This is a genomic window from Nocardia sp. NBC_01329 (assembly GCF_035956715.1).
Classification (GTDB): Bacteria; Actinomycetota; Actinomycetes; order Mycobacteriales; family Mycobacteriaceae; genus Nocardia.
In genome coordinates this window covers 3,275,226-3,294,119 of sequence record NZ_CP108381.1, presented here as the reverse complement: position 1 = coordinate 3,294,119, position 18,894 = coordinate 3,275,226, and the positions used below count along the sequence as shown (strand labels likewise).

General features: G+C 66.6%; 1 protein-coding gene (cut by a window edge). It reads left to right on the top strand.

Annotated elements, in window-relative coordinates; translation table 11 throughout:
* Positions 1-60 precede the first annotated feature (60 nt).
* Positions 61-18,894, top strand: partial view of a GNAT family N-acetyltransferase gene (locus OG405_RS14810; RefSeq protein ID WP_327147084.1) — the 5' end (the start) only. 26,283 nt of this gene lie beyond the right edge of the window; 18,834 of the gene's 45,117 nt are visible here — the first part of the coding sequence; it begins with the start codon at positions 61-63; its stop codon lies off the right edge, out of view.

The following is an 18,894-nucleotide window of genomic DNA, read 5'->3' as shown; positions in this document are numbered from 1 at the left end:
GGGAGTAGCCCGGCTCGGCGGCGCCCCGGTGCTACCGCATGGAAGCGGTGGTGAACTGACGTGGCCATTCCGTTTCCGCCTGCCGAATTGGCCTGGTTACTGGGCTGGGTCGCCGGTTCGGAGATTCCGATCGGCAACGAGGATTTCGCCGATGCGATAAAGACGGGGTTCGAGGATCTGCAAAAGCAGATCGAAGAAGAAGAACTGCCGAAGATCGACGATGCCATCCGCCAGATCAAGAGCTCCTATCCGGAGGGTGCCGGCGGCGAGAAGATCATCAAGGGCTTGGAAGAGCTTCGGTCGCAAGCCAGCGATGCGACGAAGAGCTATCGCGATCTGGCGTCCGGCATCCACGATTTCGGTGGTCGGGTCGTCTCGGCCAAAGTAAGCGGCATTATCAGTCTGTCCTGGCTGGCGTCCGAACTCGCTTGGGCTGTGGTGATGGGGCCGGTCGGTCCGACCATCCAGGCCGCGGCGATTTCTTACACTCAGATGGTTTTCCGGCTCATCGGTAACTCGGTGTCCGCGGCGATCCAACGTGCACTGGCCAGGTTTGTCGCCAACTCCGTGGTAGTCATGCACACTGCCAGGGCCGTCACCGAGATTCTCCAGGAAGCTTTCGTCGAGGTCTTCCAGAGCATTATCGAGAAAGTCACCGTAGAAACGGTGATGGTCTCGAAGGGCTATCAAGCAGGATTCAAATGGCACGAGTTCTGGCCGACCATATGGATTTCCGCGTTCGCGGGCGGGTTCGGCGGTGGCGCCGGATATGGAACGCAGCATGTGATGCAGAGAGTTCCGTTGCGTCCCGACCGGTGGGGTGGGCTGACGCGTGGTGGGGTCGTAGGTTCCGTTGCCGGTACGGCGGGCGCGCTAGGAGCATGGTGGGCCACCGGTATGAGTTCGGGGAATTGGGAGCTGGACCCGCGCTCGCTCACCGGTGGTGTGATCGGTGGCATCGGACCGAGCATGTACTACGGCTGGCACGGTGGCGGGGACTTCTCCGGTACGCCACTGAGCCGCGAAAAATTCATGATGATCGGCGCCGGGGCACCGGACATCGGCGACGGTACCGCGCCACCTCCGGCTGTCCCACCGAACAACGGTGCGGGTCAGGCTCCTTCGGCTGGCGACCCAGCGCCGGTTCCAGGGGCGGGGCCCGCTGACGGATCGGCGAGCGCTGGTGCGGATACGAATGCCGGCGCCGACAGCACAGACGCCCAGGGCGATCCGAGTGCACCGGTCGGCGGAAGTGAAGCGAACGCTTCGGGCGATCACGCGGACGCGAACGACTCAGGGAGCCCGGATACAGATGAAACTCCTGTCTCCGACAGTGCAGATCCCGACACACAAGTTCAGGATTCGGACACCGCGTCAGGATCTGGACCCGATGGTGGGGCGCCGGGTGGCAGATCGGGCGGCGATGCCGCCGGGAACACTGCTTCCGGGCCCACCGATAGTTCGCATAGGGCAGGACCTGCGGACGCGGTAGGCGCAGTAGGCATAACATCCGCCGACTCCAGCGGAGTGGGCACGGTTTCGGATGGCGACGCCGAGGGCCCGCATGCGATACGTGCCGAAACGAGCGACGCCCCTGCATCGCCGGACGCCGAGGGGACGCCGGCACCCGGCCCTGCGGCGGTAGCCGGATCTGCTCCCGCCGCAGGCGGGAGTGCATCAGCTTCGCCTACGTCCGGCGCGAGTACGTCCTCGGCGGCACCGGGCCGGCGCTCCAGTGAAGCGCGAGGCCCGGCTTCATCGCCGGCCCAAGCATCGTCGGACCCGGAAGCGTCGGGGCAGCAAGGGGATCCGCTCTCTCAGAGCACCGCCGGCTCCACTGGCGCGGGAGCGGCCACAAACGCCCCGGGCACGACTCCTTCAGAAAGGTTTCGGGCGCCGCTCTTCGCAGCGGATGAGGGTGCCGAAATAGGATTGCCGGGCCGTAGGAGTTCAGCAAGCGCAGCTGGCGAATCTGCTGATTCCGCTGGTTCTGATTCCGCTGGTTCGGATGGATCCGATTCAGGAGGTTCCGCCGAATCCGACACCGAGCCCGCGCAGCCGTCGTCCGCGAAAGACGATGGCCATGATTCGGTGCAGCCGGCGGCCAACGACTCGACCGGGAACACCGGTCCGGGCGCGGCTGGTCCTGTTGTTCCGGATACGGCACCTGGATCTGCTGCCGCCGCAGGCGGGAGTGCGTCGGCTTCGCCTACGTCCGACGTGAGTTCGTCTGTTGATGCGGACGCGGCTGTTGTTGGTGATGCGGACGCGGCTGTTGTTGGTGATGCGGACGCGGCTGTTGTTGGTGATGCGGACGCGGCTGTTGTTGGTGATGCGGACGCGGCTGTTGTTGGTGATGCGGACGCGGCTGTTGTTGGTGATGCGGACGCGGCTGTTGTTGGTGATGCGGACGCGGCTGTTGTTGGTGATGCGGACGCGGCTGTTGTTGGTGATGCGGACGCGGCTGTTGTTGGTGATGCGGATACGGCTGTTCCTGATGATGCGGACGCGCCCGCGGCCCCACCGGGTGATACGGACCCCACCGCGAACTTGACCGGACAGGGTGCTCCGCGGCTGATCGCCGTGGCTATCACTCGTCATCCCAATGCGGGATTCCAGCCGATGGGGCCTGTGGGGGAGGGCGGAATATCCTCGACGGACTTCCAGAACCATATTGCCGGCAAGTTGATGGAATCTGGTAGCAACCGGGGAGTAACCCCGCGGCAGGAATCGTTGCGGCTGCGGTTGATGGCTCTCGAGGAGTACGGGCGCACGGGCGATATCGGCGACCGGGTGGTGAACGATGCCCAGAGGCGGAGCAGGGGGCGCAATAGGCGGGTGGAACAGGCTCGCCGCCGGTTGGTCGGACGGCAGAACCAGCTGCTGGTAGAGGTTCGGGACACGGATAACGCGGTCCAGGATCTGCAGTCGCGGCAGCGGGATGCGGATTCGGAGTTGCGGCAGCGGGATGCGGACGCCGAGCTGCAAGCGCGGAGGCAAGAGCAGTTACAGGAACAGTTACAGGCGCAGGAACAGTTGCAGGCGCAGTTGCGGGAGCAGTTGCTGCAGCAGAATCCGCATCCGGAGTTGCGGCAGCGGGCTGTGGACGCCGAGTTGCAGGCGGCGCACTTGCGGGAGCAGTTGCAAGCGGCGGAGCAAGCGGCGGGGCAGGCGCGGTTGCAGGCGCAGTCGCTGGTGCAATTGCGGGAGCAGTTGCAGGTGCGGATCGACGAGCTACAGAATCAGCAGCAACGGCTCGCCGGCGAGCTACAGAATCTGCAGCGACGGATCACCCGATTGGACGAGGTGCCGCAGCGGCGGTTGCGCGCCGAGCGGGAGGCAGCCGAAAATCGGCGGCAAGGGCTACAGCAGGTAGCCGAGTCCGAGCGGGAACGGTTGCGCACACTGGCCGCCGCCCGTAAGCGGGAAGCCAAGACTGACTGGAAAGAGGTACCTGACCACGCCAAGCTGCCCGAACAGGTCGAAGATCTCGGCAAGTCCGGCTCTTTGATCGTGATCTACGAACTGACGACGAAGAACGCCGCCGGTGATCCCCTCGGCCACCCGGTCTTGTTGTATATGGACAACGGCGTCGTGATGATCGACGACCCGACCAAGGGGCCGCCCAGAGCCTTCGATCCAGACACTGGACCTGCCGATCTGAAACGAATCTGGACAACGGGGATTCGCCACGACGGTTCGCTGGTGAGTCCGCTGGTCTCCGGATCAGGAGGGGAAGAAGAACTCACGGAGGAGGAGTGGCAAGCAGCCGTCAACTTCTTCCAAGAGGAGCGGGCACGCCGTGCCGACCAGCTGCTCGAGGCCGGGTTGGCCGGCCTGCAAGCGTGGCAGCGCAATACACTCGATGAATTTGCCGACGCGGCGGATACCGGCCGGATCATCCCTTCGGATCTGGATGCGCTGCGCGATCCCGCGCGATATGACGACACCCTGGGCCGGCTGTCCGGGGCGGCAGTCGACACCGACACCGAAGTAGCGGAGCTGGAGCGGATTCTCGCGGCCCGCGATCAGCTGCGGGTGGTGGTGCCGCGCTATCACGAGCTCAATAGGGCATTGGGAACGTTCGGCGAACGCCAGGCCCGACTCGAAGCCGACCGTGCCCGACTCGAAGCCGAAGCTGACCGCGCTCAACTCGAAGCCGACCGTGCCCGGAGTGAAGCCGATCGTGCCCGGAGTGAAGCCGATCGTGCTCAGCTCGAAGCTGATCGTGCTCGACTGGAAGCCGAAGCGGATCGTGCCCGGAGTGAAGCCGATCGTGTTCAACTAGAAGCCGACCGTGCTCGACTCGCGGCTGGTGTTGCCCAGAACCGTTATGCACCAACGGATGTAGCGCAACAGCTGCGGATGATGCAGGTGGACGCGCATACCGAAGCGGTGTCCCGATGGATGGGCTCGCTGCAGGACGTAGAGGTTTTCGCCGCGAAGGTCCCGCAGGCCCAGCTTTCCCAGCTGTTGACAGGTGACTTCGAAACGGAGTTGACCCGGCTGCGCGCGGACGACGTGGACGCGAAAACGTTGCAACAGCTGGACGCGGTCACCCAGCGCTATCAGATTCTGGCCGAGCAGGCCCGCGCGGCCGAAGAGCAACTATCGCGGGTTCCGGATCCGAGCATGGTGTCCACACCGGATCGGCTGTCCACACCGGATCGGCAGTCCACACCGGATCGGCAGACCACACCGGATCGGCAGACCACACCGGATCGGCAGACCGCGCAGAAACGCGCCGAAGCACAGCAGCGGTTGTCCGAGAAGGCGATTCAGTTGACCGGTCAGCTGGACACCGCACGTCAAGAGATGGATGCCGCGGCTGCCGCGCTGGGTATCGATGACGCGGCCCGCCTGGCACTGTCGACGCCGGAGTTCGACACCGAACTGAGCCGATACCAGGACTCGTCGCACGAGTGGCAGGTGTTGTCGGCGAATGCGCACTTCTACCACGAGCTGTCAGCCGTGGTGAACCAGTGCAGTGTCCTGCTCGCCCAGGTCGAGAACAGCGACCAGTATTCGCCCCACTGGCTGGCTGGGGCCACGTGGCATGCCACCTTGGCCACGACCTACGTGACCGCGACGCGGGAGGCACGCGACGCGACTCTGACCCGGTTGCCCGACTCCTCCGAGATGGCCCAGATCATCAGTGACGTGTTCGACTGGGCCGACTCGCTGGAGTCCAGCTGGACCCGACTCGGCCGGAGCGCTCTGGATCTGGAGTCGGTGGCCGGGGTGAGCGACCGGGGCCCCGCGCAGGACGCCAACCAAGACGCGATGGCCGCCGACGTTATCGTCGTAGACGGGCGTCCGGTCCGTATCGGCATCGTGTTCAGTGGGGTGCCCGACTCCATCGACGGCCACCGAGCAGCCCAGGTGGCGGCCGTGGCGGCCCGAGCGAACCTGCGCAACGCGCTGCGGCAACATGAACCGGGGGCGCCACTCACCGAAGCGGACCGGGCCCGCATGGTGCGCGAGGCCATCGACGCGGCACAGACGGCGGTCATGGAACTGACCGACCAGGAGTACGCCGATGACCGGGATCGGGCGCAACGGGCCGTCGATGCGGGCGCTGATTTTGTCGCTATGCCGCCGCAGGCAGCCGGCGCGGTAGTACTGGTCGACCCTGGCCGCGCCGAGGAGGACGGAAATTACACCGCGGGCTGGGTCGGTGATGGTCGGGTCGATGTGCTCGATTTGACCGACCCGGATACTTCGCGGACGGTGACTTTCGACCACTCGCCCATCGGAGATCGCATGTCCGACGCCGCGGGCGAGGCCGGGCATGTGGTCGCGGGGAGCGAAGCCGAGGCGGCGGCGGATCTCGGTCGCCCGGGACGGAAGCTCGATCACGCACTCGGCTTCGGCGCGGGAACCCCCGGCGGGCCGCCGGCCGAAGTGGGCCGTTACATCACCACCGGCGCGGTCTCCGGTACCCAGATCCTGCTGGCCCGCACCGCCGGTATGGGCGATGTCGACCAGCAAGTAACCACGCGCGCAAGAGCTTTCGCCGGAAATCCGGGCAACTTGGGTGCCGCGCTCGCCGATTTGGCCGATGATGCACGTGCTGCCGGAGCCTCGGGCAGCGTCACCGGTGTCGCGCTGACGTCCACGACGACCGCACCCGGTCGGCCGGAGGTGTCGGAGCCTGTGTCGGAGCCTGAGTCGGGGGTGTCGGAGCCCGAGTCCGGGATGCTTGAGCCCGAACCCGTGGTGCCGGAGCCCGCGGTTCTCGATTCGGCGCAACTGCAAGCGGGCATGGAGGCCCTGGCCGCTTATCATGCTGCCCGCCGATCCATGGTGGAGGCCATGGACGAACTGCATGCGGCACGTGCACGGGACGAGGAGAGCTACCAGGACGGGCGGGTGGAGCGCCCCGAATACGATCGACCGGGCCCAGAGGAGCTGCGGCTAGACAGGTCGGCAGGTGCCGCCATTTCCGCCTTGCAGGCAGTGAAGTGGAAGTTCGGAGCTTTCGTCGATCTGCTGGGTGCGAATATGCCGGAGGGGCTTTCGGCAGATCAGCGGCAGCGACTGCTCGACTTCGGCGCAGCCGTAGCGCGCTGGTATTCCGTGGACCACGATGCGCGGGCAGCGCACCGGGACATCGGGATGGACGAGGCAACGAATCGGCGCCACGACGAGGCCACCCGGCAGGTCCACCACGCGGCGCAGCGGCTCGGCACTGATTCGGCGCTGCGCCAGGTTGCCGAGGTATACGGTGGATGGGGTCGGGTCTCTCTACCCGAAAACAACACGGCTCCTGCCGATTCCACCGATCCGGCGGCCGATTCCGATACCGTATCGGCACCGATCAGCCTGCCTGAGCGACCCGACGGAATCCCCGTCAGATCGGGCTGGGATTACGAGGCCCTGGTCGACGAATACTTCTTGGCCCGCGACGATCTGCGCCAGCTGTCCGCGCAAGCGTGGGCCAACGCGGACCGCCTCGCGGAACCAGGCCATTTCAGCGATGAGATGCAGCGCCTTATCGATGCTGGTATCGCTCCAGACCTACAACTCCGGTTGGAGATCGCGGCGCGTCATTTCCACGCGTTCGTAGGACAACTGCCCGGACTGCGGCAGTGGCTGGAGACAGTCGGCGACCAGGGTCTGAACCAGTGGACCGACAATGACGCGGATTACATCGCCGAGCTGGCGAATTGGTCGAAGGCATTGCGCGGGTTGCGGACGGTGTCCTACGCCGATGTCGACCGGTCATTGGCCGAGGATCGTGCCAGTGAGTTGGCGCGGCTATCGGTACAGCCTCGCTTGTCCGGTGCCGAAGATCCTGTCCCGGGCAACCCGGATATTGCTAGCGCGGTGCGCCGCTATGCCGACGCGTCGCGTGCCGTCGATCAGAGTGTCCGGCAGCTAGGCGACTCTCGGCCCCCTCTGGGAAGCCCGGAGATCCCGTCCGAGTTGCAGCACGGGTACCGAAGTCTGGTTGCGGAGCGGGAGAACGCGCGGGAAGCGTTGCGCGGGTGGATCGGCGGATTCTCGGTCACCCTCGAAGATCTGGTGGGCGGGTATCACCTCAGCGAGCTCGCCGCGTTGCGCGAGCAGGCGGATGAGGCCTCGGCCGACCAGGATATGTTGCGCCGGCGGCTTGCCGAGGCTTCCGACCAGGACGAGCTGGACCGGCTCGCGGCCGGATTGTCCGAGAGCGAGGAACTGTCGCGCAGGATCGGCCTGCTGATCCGGAACACGCGGCGATTCCATGATGCCGACCAAAGAATAAAGGCACTCGAACACCGCATCCGAACCCATGGTGGCGGGAGGGATTCGCTCGACGTTGCGCCCCGGCCGACGCTGTTCCCGGATGAGGGGTTCACCGAACGGCAGCGTGCGCAAGCGTTGCGACGGTGGCGGACCATCCGGGCGATGTCGCCTGCCGATATCGGGCTCATGTGGATGTGGACCGGCCACGATACGCAGCGGGCGCTGATCCAGGCGCTTCCCGACTTGGTCGCCGCCGCCGAAGGTCTCCCGAACGAGGTCCGGGACGAGGCGATGCGGTTGGCGTTGCAGCGTGGCCGGGCAAGGCTGGCGCAGCAGTCCGAGGCAGACCAGGGCCTCCTGGCGGCGCTGGATCTCCAGACGAACCTGGTGGCGGCGGCCGAGCGGTGGGCCGCGCAGGTGCCGGGGCATCCGGCAGTGCACCTGGTCGGCCCGACCGCGACAATGATCGTGATCGGCGATCTGGATGCCGCGGCGGAAGTCCGGTTCCATGCGGTGGACGGCAACGGCCCGGATTCGGAGTCGACGTTGATGCGGGCTACGGCGGCCGCTGTCGACGGTGTGGCGGCGGCCACGCGGCCCGCGGCCGCGGTGGTGTGGCTCGGGCAAGACGCGCGCGCCCTGGCCCGCGATGTCACCGCAATGTTGGACAACCGTGCGGCCAGGGAACTTTCGATACCGGATGTGGTGTTGGTCGGGCACGACGACATCGCCTCGCAGAATCGACTCGCCGATGGCGCCCTACCGGCCGATCCGGATCTGGTCTCGCGCGCGCGGGACGACGAGGCGTTGGCGGCGTATCGGGGCGGAATCGAAGTCGATATGTCTGATCCGGGGGTCGTGCGGTGGGAGCCCTCCCATCGGCTGGAAGGCGTAGCGAACAACTGCTTCCCGCAAGCGGTTCAGTTCGCACTGGCGCGGGTACTGGCCGGGTTGGAGCAGAATCCGGATGCCGACCCCGAGCTGATCGCCGACTTGCGCGACCGGTTGTCGATGGTGGAACTGTTCGAGGTGCCCTCGACCGGGGTAACGGGCGAGATCGGCGCGTTGCTGATGGGTGCGGATTGGGATTCGGAGGGTTTCGCGGATTTCGATGCGCTGGCAGCCGCGGTGCCCGATGCGGGGGTGATGGTGGCGCTCGACGGCTTCCAGCGCCGGGGCGTGGTCGGTGCCCATGCGGTGGCGCTCTATCGGGAGAACGGCCAGATCATGGTGCGCGATGGTGATAAACCGGCGGACACCTTCGCTCGCTGGCGTCAAGGTTTGTCCGGTGTGGTCGGGTGGCACGGCATCACCATCAACGCCGACGGGACACCGGCGCTTCCGCTCGGTGCCAACGGTCGGACCCGGGGATCGGCGAGTTTCGCGTTCCCGCCCCCGGCCGGGCAACAGCGGCTGCAGCAGGGTTCGCGGATCCCGCTCGACTCGGCCGGTGGGCACCAAAGTACCGAGTTCGGGACGGAACTGACTCGGCTATTGCACGAGAACCGGACTCGGACGCCTGGTCTGGTCGCCCTGGTCCACGCGCAGCTTCGCCGGATAGACCTCACCATGGGTGAGGCAGGGTCGGACCCGAGTGCAGTGCTGCGCCCGGATACCTCGGAACGGGTCGACTGGGACACTCAGCTCGCCGCGGCGCGAGAGCGATTGGCGGATCTGCTCGACATATCGCCGGCCGTATTGGCCGACGATGTGTTGGTCACCCAAGAACTGGCGGATCTGCGGGACCGGACCGGCAAATCCGCGGAACTCGTAGCGGCGGAACAAGACTTCCGCCGCCGGCACGAGACCACGGGGCTGCTGCGTCTCATCGACCGGATCCAGGCGCGGGCCGGCCATCTCGTGGAACTGCAGCGGCAGTGGCGGGCGGCCGCCGACCAGGCACTCGTCGGCCGCAGCACCGAGACCTATCGCCGGTTGGCCGACCGCGCGGCCCGGCTCGAGGAATTGGCCGGTGATCGGCAACGGCTGGACCGTGACGCGAAGGTGTGGGGGCCACACCTGAGCCGGGCAACGCAGCGCCGGATGCGCGGCGCCTACGAGAACACCGGCATGCTGTTGCGTGTCCTGCTGGATTCCGACACCTCCCCGCTGCAGCTTTCCCGCGCGGAACTGGTGGAACTCACGCAGATTCCGACCGAGCTCGCCGGCCGTGCAGAACTCGATTCCGGTGAAGAGATCGTGCTCGAACGTGCGCGGCTGGCAACGCAATTTCTGAATCTGCGCGACCAGCTCGAATGGGATCGGGAACTCGACGGGGATGTCACCACCGCGCGGGTGCTCGACGAACTGTTGGACAGCGGCCTGGCCGCGGCAGTGCGTGCTGACACGCGGATTCCGGTCGCGCGTCGTGGCGAGGTGGGTCCGGAGCTCGTGCGGGCTCGCCGCGCCGCCGCGGCGAGCCGGCTGCGATACCGGCAGAACCAGATTGCGCAGAACGGAAGCCAGGACTTCGCTTCGGTGGGGCTCGCGCAGTTGGAGGCCTTGCGGGCCGAACGTCCGCTGCTGGCCCGCCCGGTCGAGGCGCTGCTGCGGGATCTGGGGCTGAGTATGCCGACAGAGGCCGCGCTGCGCGGTGACGGTTTCCGGGAAGTGCTGCGGCAGGTGCGCGAAGCCGTGGCCTACCGGCACCCTGGACCGGACGGTGTGGAGCGGCCGAGCGAACAAGATCTGCGGCAGCTGGCGGCGCTTCGCGAGCACGATTCGGCCGTTCGAGAGCTCGAGCAGTTCCTCGCCGCGGGTGCGCGAATCGGCCGGATCGAAGCGTTGTCCGCCGCGCTCCACCGCGCTAGGACCGATAGGGACAGCGCGTCGGTGCGGTTCGCGGATCTGCTACGGGCGGTGGCCTCCGATACCGCGAGCGAACTCGCGGAGCTCATCGGTCCGGATCCGGACTGGGAGAACGCGTCGTGGCGGCGCGACCTGCGATCCCGCGGGGAAGCCCTGCGTCTTGCTCGGCCGGACCCGGAACGGCTGCGAGTGTCTCGTGTTCTGCTCGACCTCGCCGACGCCGCCGATGCTCGCGCGGACAGCGCGCGACAGCTCGCCACCTTGGAGCGGCGCGCTCTCCAAATCGACAGTGCGGCAGGGCAACTGCGCCGGGCGGAGAACGAACTCGCTTCGCGGCACGCCGGTGAGCCCGCGGCCGCCGGTGCCCGCCGCCGGGAATTGTCCGTGCGGATAGCGGAGCTCGACAAGGCACTGACCGACACTCTGGACCGGGTGGGCGCCGATATCGAAGCGCATCAGCTCACCGGCCCGATCGGTAGCCGCCCGGTAACCGGTCCGATCGAAGGATCGCGCACCGGTATACCCGGGGTGCCGCGCCGACTCACCGACCCGCCGGCCGCCGAGGGCTCGGCGCCACCGCAGCGCCCGACCCCTTCACGAGTTCTGCATCTACGCGGCGATACTCCGAAAATTTCTGCGGCGGTGAATATGTGGTTCGGAGAGAAGGTCCTCGGCCTGCCGGTGCGCGGACCATCGTTGCAGGACAGCAAACTTCAGCTGCACGGTTTGAGCCCGAAGGCCGCGGCGCTGGCCGCCGACGCGAAATGGATGCCGGGCGGATTCGACTCGCTCGACGAGATGTACGTGATCGCCGAAGGCGGCGGTGTGGTGTTCGGGGCCGTCGACCGCGGCGATGTCGGTGCGCACATGTTCGTGATGTACCAGGGCAGTGACGGCGCGGTGCGGGTGCACGAATTCGACGGTGACCAGGTGCTCGATACGCGGTTCGACGTATGGGATCAACCCGTTGGGCCGCTGTACGGCATCGTCTTCGACAAGAATGGTCGACCGCTGCACAAACTGCAGCCGGGCGAACAGCCGCCGGACCGGCCCGGTGCCGACCATCCGCGCCGCAACCTGGGTGCGCGTTTCGACCGTGGGCCGGACGAGGAGCCGCCCCCACAACCTGAGGAGCCGAACGCGGCGGATGCCACACCGGCGTTGGGCGCGGACTTGACGCGACTGCGCGCCGCCGCCGGTGCCGGTCATCGGCAGTTGCGGGGGCATCTCGCGTCGTTGTTCGCGGAGCAGGTGGATGACGCTGCGCTCCTGCGGGAGGGAGAGCCGTCCGTCGAGCTGCAGTACTGGATCGACTGGCGCGACGAAGCGGCCCGGATGCTGAACGCGTCGATCGACGCGGCGCCGTTGAGCGACGAACAGCGAGCGGATCTGCGCCTGCCCTCGGATCTGCGCGACGACGTCTCGGTGTTACAAGCGTTGGCGAACCTGGGCGAGTGGGGCGACAAACCCCTCGATGTGCAGGATGCCGAAGGGAACTTCCGCTGGATGCACGATGCGGTGAGCCGAGTCGAGGTCGCCCGCAGACTTGTCGCCTGGGAACCGCGGATCGAGGCATTGGACACTGCGTTGCAGGTCGCCTATGCCCGGCGCGGGCACGAGGAGATTTCCGAGCAGGAGTACATCACACTGGCTGCCGAGGCGGTGCGCCTGAACGACCTGGCACGGACTCTGGCGCAGGAGCAGCAGTCCGTCGGTGTGCCCACATCGCTTCTCGGCCGGCCGTTCGATCCTGGCCATCACGGCCTGGCCGCCGACGATGTGCAGACGGTGGTGGGAAAGCGGACCCGCACCGAACTGACGCAGCGGCGTGTGCAGGCCGAGGACACATTGCTCACGCTGCTCGGCGTGGAAGCGGCACCGACCGTCGCCGAGCTCGAGCGGATACTCGCCGATACCGAGACGTTGCCCGACGAGGTGCGAGAAGCAGCATCGAAATACGCCGAACTGCTGACACTTACCGATGCCCTCGCCGAGACCGAGCGTCGGATCAGTGCCGCGCGCGCCGCCGCCGACCTCTTCGACGCGGCACTGGATCAGGCAGTCGATCCCGGTGTGATGGTGGACCCCGCTGTGGCGCAGGGCGAGAACTTGGACCGGTTCGCCGCGGACATCACGCTGCGACGAGCATCTATCGCGCTGTCGGCTGCGGAGACAGCGCGCGAGCTCGCCAGGGAATCACACGGCCTTGTGTCGCTGACCCCAGACGGTGAGACCAGGGACCTCCAGGCCGCCTCGGCCGCTGCGAGAGTGCAACTCGCCGTCGCGGCGAATATCCCGGTCCGCGCGGTGACCCCGGATCGCGTGCGAGACATCGTGCGTGAGACGCCGCTGGGGCCCGTGCTGGTGGCCGCAAAGACCTACCAGCTGCTGGGAGCGCTGATCCACGAACAGGCTCAGGTGCAGCAGCTGTCGGCCTGGTCGACCGGATTGGAGGTGCTGTCCTCCGCTCGCCGGCACGTATACGCACAGCAGCAGGCCGCCGCCGACCTGTACACGGTGGCGCGCGGCGTCTATCAGCGGAGCTTCCCCGACTCTCCGGACATTGGGCTGCTCCAGACAGATCCCGAGAGGTACCACGACTCCAACGTTTTGCAGGATCTGACGGTTCGGCGTATCGCACTGGACCGGGAAGGAAAGAACGACGCCGAATCGGTGCGTCACCGCCGGGTTCTCGACCAACTTCGAACAGCCGCCGAGGCATACCGGCACTGGGCGCTGCAGTTCCTGGAGTTGGACGGGCAGCTGCGCGAGATCGACTCCGTCGTGGACCAGTACACAGCCGTCTCGGCGCGAGTCGGTGACATCGCGGATACCGTGATCGCACGGGTCGAGGAACTCGGCGGGTCCGCGGCCGAACTCGGTGCCGTGTCGCGGTGGCCGGAGCAGGTCCGGCGGCTGAGTGATCGTGCCATCATCGAGGCCTTCGAGCGACCGGACGAGATCGACGGGCTCGAACGCAAAAAGCGCGAACTGGTGATGCTTGCCAACGAGATCGCCAGGCTCGACCCGGAAATCCGCGAACTAGAAGGCGAGCTGGACCAGGCACTGCGTCCCGGGACCATCGATGATGTGCTCACCGCGGTCGCTCGGGGAACCGGACCGGGATTGTCGCCCTACGAGCGCCCCGGCAACTACCGGTTGCGTGCCGGTGACGAGGACCTCGAGGTCGACACCGCGGCGCGGGCGCCGTCCGCGAATCCGCCGGAGTCGTCCGAGCCGCCGTCTGTCGACCCGGATGTCGCTCAGGAGCCGGAAAACTCGGCCGCACCGCGCGCGGATCCGACGAACGCGCCGACCGACGGAATAAGGGAGGTGCCTCCGGCCACACCTACCCCGGCAGGCTTCGGGGACGGGCCGTCGGCGTCCGAAGCGGTTGCCCCCGACACCCCAGCACCGCAACGTCCGTCCTACGACAGTGCACTCGATGGTGCACTCGATGGTGTGTCGAACGCGGTGAACCGGTTGGTGGCCTTCCGGCAGCGCCGCGGCAAGCTGCCGGAGAACTGGCCGACACTGGCCGAAATCACCGATCCGGGCCTGGCCGGTGTCCGAGAGGATGTTGTCGCCGAAGCTGTCGACGCCGACTGGCAGGCATTCGGCTCACTGGACGAACTCGTCGACCACTTCGAGCGTCCTTCGGCCGACGACCGCGTGGCCGCCGAAGCGCGCGCCGAGGGTAATCCCGGCGGGCTGCTCGGCGCTATTGCGTTCCGCCGAGGGGGCCGCACCGGCGTATCTGTCTTCGAGATCGAATACAACGGTGACCAGTTGGTCGGCCACGAATGGGTCGACGGGGAAGAAAAAAAGGTCATCCTCGATGTGCGGCGTTGGCTGCAGGAGCGCAAGGAACTGGGCATCTTGCGTGTCCACGCCATCGTCGTCGACGAGGCCGGCGACGCCGCCGTCCCGTTCGTGAAAGACGATCGGCTGGCTGCTGCCGACGACCAGCCGGACTTCGCACTGTCCGGGCTGCCGCAGGACGGTGATCCCTCGAATTCTGTCGAACGTGATCGGGAGAACCGGGAAGCGTTGCATCAGCAGCGCAATCGGTTGGCCACGACATCCGGTTCGTCGCGTGCCCGGGAACTGACGGCGGTGGACGACCTGTTGATGCAGGTCGACCACACCACCGCCCGGCGGGGGCTTGGGCAGGCCCGGCTGCTGGAGTACAACCGGCACGGTCGAGACGGCGACCGGGGCCGGGTTCTGTTCCGCTACGGCGACCCGATGACCGCGGACACCGTACTCGCCATCGTCGTCGACACCGCTGTCGATGTCGACGAGCTGACGCGGTACCCGGATGAGATTGCTGCCCGAATCGCCGAATTGTCCGAAAGCGGTTCGGTGGCCGCGTACGTGCTCTACCGCCACGACGACGACACTGCCGCCCACGGGCGGGCCCCGTACGACACCGATCTGGACACCGCCGACGCCACCGTACTGCTCCGAGAGCTGACCCAGATGCACGGAGCGCGCCGAGCGGACCGGAAGCCGCAGATCGAACTAGTCGGTTGGGAAGAAGGTTGGGGAGACGGTGCCGTCGTGGCCCGAACCCTGCGGGATCAGCTGGCCGTAGCCGGGATCGACCCCGAAACCCACGCACTCGATTCGAGCAAACCGATCACCATAGCGCCCCTGCAGCACTCCAGTTCCCAGCTGAATCGAGCCCAGGAGTTGGCTCTGGAACTGCAGTACAACGACGATCCGGACGCGGTACTGGAGTGGCTGGAGGAATCGCTCGACCCTGCCGATCTACAACTGCTCATCGAGACGAAACCCGAACTTCTGGTAGAGCACCAGAGCGTGCCAGGGTTCCACCGCAATGCTGCCATGCACGCCTTGCTGCGCATGCGGCGCGAAGACTCACGGGTGCAGGGGGATACCGCGAAAGTACGGCGGTTGGACGCCTTTGCCGCCGATCTGATTCGCGCGCAGCAGACTCTCGAGTCACTCGATGAGTTCGCGGACGACGATCTCGGCGGACCGCAGATCCAACTACTCGCGCTGCCGCTGCAGCAGGTATCGGACGCTCGATCGTTCGCGGTGATCGACGGTGGCCTGGACTCCGAATCGATCACTGTGTTCGTCACCGCCGGCCCCTCGACGCCGGACACATTGCGCATCGGGCTACGCCGAGCGCACGAAAACGTCGCCGACGGTATGGCCACTCGGCGGGATCAGGGGATGTACCTACCGCATACCGCGGCGGTGTGGCAGGGCACCGATATCGCCCGGCTGATAAGCGATCTCACCACCCTCGCCCGGTCTTACCCGGACGCTCGAATCGATTTCGTGGTCGACGGCCCGGACAGCGCCGCTCTGGTGGATGCCGTAGTGGCCGACGAACGGATGGCCGAATATCGGGAGCAGCTCACCTCCGAGGCCACCGGCACTGTCGATGTGCGCCTCCGGCCGCCGCCGCTGTCACCGGCCCTGGCTGAGCTGGAAGCCCAGCTCGGCCCGCTGGAAGTTCCGGATAGAACAGGTGCGCAGGACAACTCGGGAGAGCCGGCCGCCGTGCGCGCCCAGGCGGAACTGGACTCCGCTGCCGAGCCACGGCAGGCGCTGCCCCGGTTGCCCGAGGATCCGGAGGCGGTGCGAGCACGCGCCGACCGGGTATGGCAGGTGCTGTTCGACGGGCACAACGAGATCGACAGCGATACTTTCTACCTCGGCTGGGACCGGCTCGACCTGAACAACCGATGGCTGCTGGTGGAAGGCGCGCCGGAGAGGCTCGCCGAGCAACCAGGGGCCCCGGCTCGGTGGCGCAACCGCGCCAACCGGATGCTGCTGGCCCGAGAACTGGCCGGGCTGCAGGCGAAACAGGACCGGGAGGGCTGCACCGAAGCCGAGGAGAAGCAGCTGGCGCAACTGCGTGCCCGTCGGCTGGAATTGGAAGAAGCCGAACGGATCGCCGCCACCCTGCCTGGACATCCGCCGGTACACGTCCTTTCGCTCGGATTGCTCGGGGAACCCGAAACCCGCCGGATGGCATTGTCGTTCGGCGATATCGACACCACCCGCCATATCAACGTCCAGGTGGCGGGCCGGATGAACACCGACTCGGCTGCTGCGAGTGCCGAAGCGGTATCGGCTGGGATGCGTTCAGCTGCCGAATATTTCGTTCCCCGAGGCAACCAGGCTGTACTCTTCTACCTCGGTGCCGTCCAGCTCGATTTCGTATCCGGAGAGCTTTTGGCCAACGATCTGGCCAGCGCGATCCAGGCCCAACGCCACTTCCGGAAGAAGCACGGGCTCGCGATAGCGGGTGTCGACGTGGTCGCCCAGCCGGGCACCGAATCCCGGGATATCGTCGACTCCGCGCTCGGCTTCTGGGATTCCACCAGTACCCCCGACCTCGACGGTCTGGGCCGGGTCGATACGCCCGATATCGACCCGCGCGATCTGTCGCTGCTGCAACACCGCTTGGAAGAGGGGCCGGCCAAATCCACCACCTACGTGGTCCGCTCCCAGCGTGAAACGTGGCCGGAGCTGAACCTGCCCGAGATACCCGACGCCGGACTCGACGGCTGGTCGGCCGACGAACTAGCCGCGCTGCTGCAGGCGGGCTGGCACCCAGAACCTTTCACCAACGGGGTGATCGACGGTCTCACGGCACATGACCGTATCGCGGTGACGCTACGCGATATGTGGACTGCCACGCGGGACAGCGATCCGGAAGGGGTACGCGGCCGAGGCCCCGCCGCCGTGGTGGTCGACGAATACACGCCTTTCGACTCGGGCAATCCGGACAAGGTCGGCGCGCACGCTTACGAGATGTATGTCGACGCCGATGGCATTGTGCGAGTTCGCGACTGGGTCCGACACGAGTCGAACCTCGACTCGATCCAGCGCCCCACCGCTACCGAGATCGACCGCCCCTACACCTTCGGCACCCGAAAGGACGGGATCGACGAGACCTTCGTCCTCTTCCGTCACAGTGACGGCACCGCGGCGGTCGCCTACGACCCAGCCACCGCCGTCCCCGGCGCCAAGCCGCTCACTCGGATCGGGCGCCGACCCGCCGACCCACCAGCGCAGCCTGCCCGCCCCGAGAGTCAAGAAGACCAGCTTCCGTGGGTCGGTGATGGAGCGGTCTCAGCCGGGCAGATGTCCACTCCGCCGTCTGGGGAATCCGGCGGGAAGGCCGCGGTTCCGGAAGAGTTTCAGCCAGTTTACGAAGGGTTGCTGTCGGAACGGGCCGAGGCGGCCGCGGAGCTGGAGGCGGTCGCTGCGAGGTCGGATGCCGACCTGGAGGTTTTGAAGTCGGGTGAGTTCGCGGCGGAGCTGGACGACTCTCGGCGGCGTTTGCAGGAGCAGGGTGCGGTCGACGTCGACCGCACCGATACGGACCTGCGGGCGGCGACACTTCGCTACCGCGAGGTCGCTGCGATGGTTGCTCGGTTCGAAGAATTCGGTGCGGTGTCGAGTGCCGCGACTCCGTGGCGCTACCGTCTTTTGCTGGAATATGCGGGGGCGGTGAAGATTCGGCAGTCCGCGCTGCCGGAATTGCGGGATGCTGCTATCGCGGTGGGTGCTGATCTGAAGGTGTTGCGGTCGTCGGCGGCGCGGGCCGAGACCGAGATAGACGGTGTGGGCTCGGGGGTTTCCGATTCAGTGGTCGCGAGGCTGCGGCGTGCGGTGGGGGACTATTTCCGTTGGGCGGATGTGGAATCGGCTATTGCCACGCACGAGGCCACCGTGGAAAGTCGCCGTGCTTCCTCCGAGCATCCCGATGTTTCCGCAAGATTGCAGAGTATTCGGAGCTTGTCGGTAGACAAGGGACATGTGACTGTGGCCTTCGCCTGGGGTGAAGAGGGGGCGGTAGAAGCGGTCGCGACGGCGTTGGGGGACCGGCTTCGGGATTTGGGCTGGAGTGATGCCGACCAGATCGCGGGAGCGGTGGAGGTGGTGCGTACTGCCGCACACGACACCCTGCGTTTCGTCACGGCCTTCCCTGAGTCGGCGCAGGTGGCACAGTTCGAAGACCCGGACTGGCTCGCCGCAGAACGCTGGACTCGGCGCCTCGGAAAGCCTCTCGAATCAATGGCTTTTCGCGACATGGTGCAATCTCCAGCTGTGCAACTGGAGGTGCGATTGTCGGTTGATGCCGATGTTCCATCGCTGGATGTATCCGTCGAATGCGATCAATACCGTCCCCGAGCGGAGTCGATGGACAAACCACGGGCCGAGCGCATGGAACAGTGTGTTCCAAGGCATAGTGCCGACGCGGTAGGTGCTGACGTTTACCGGTCGCTGAAGGCTGCCACCAGCGCGGGGGTGGAGGCGCACGGGGAGGTATGGGCGCGTTTCGAAGCGTCGCATGTAGTGGACTCC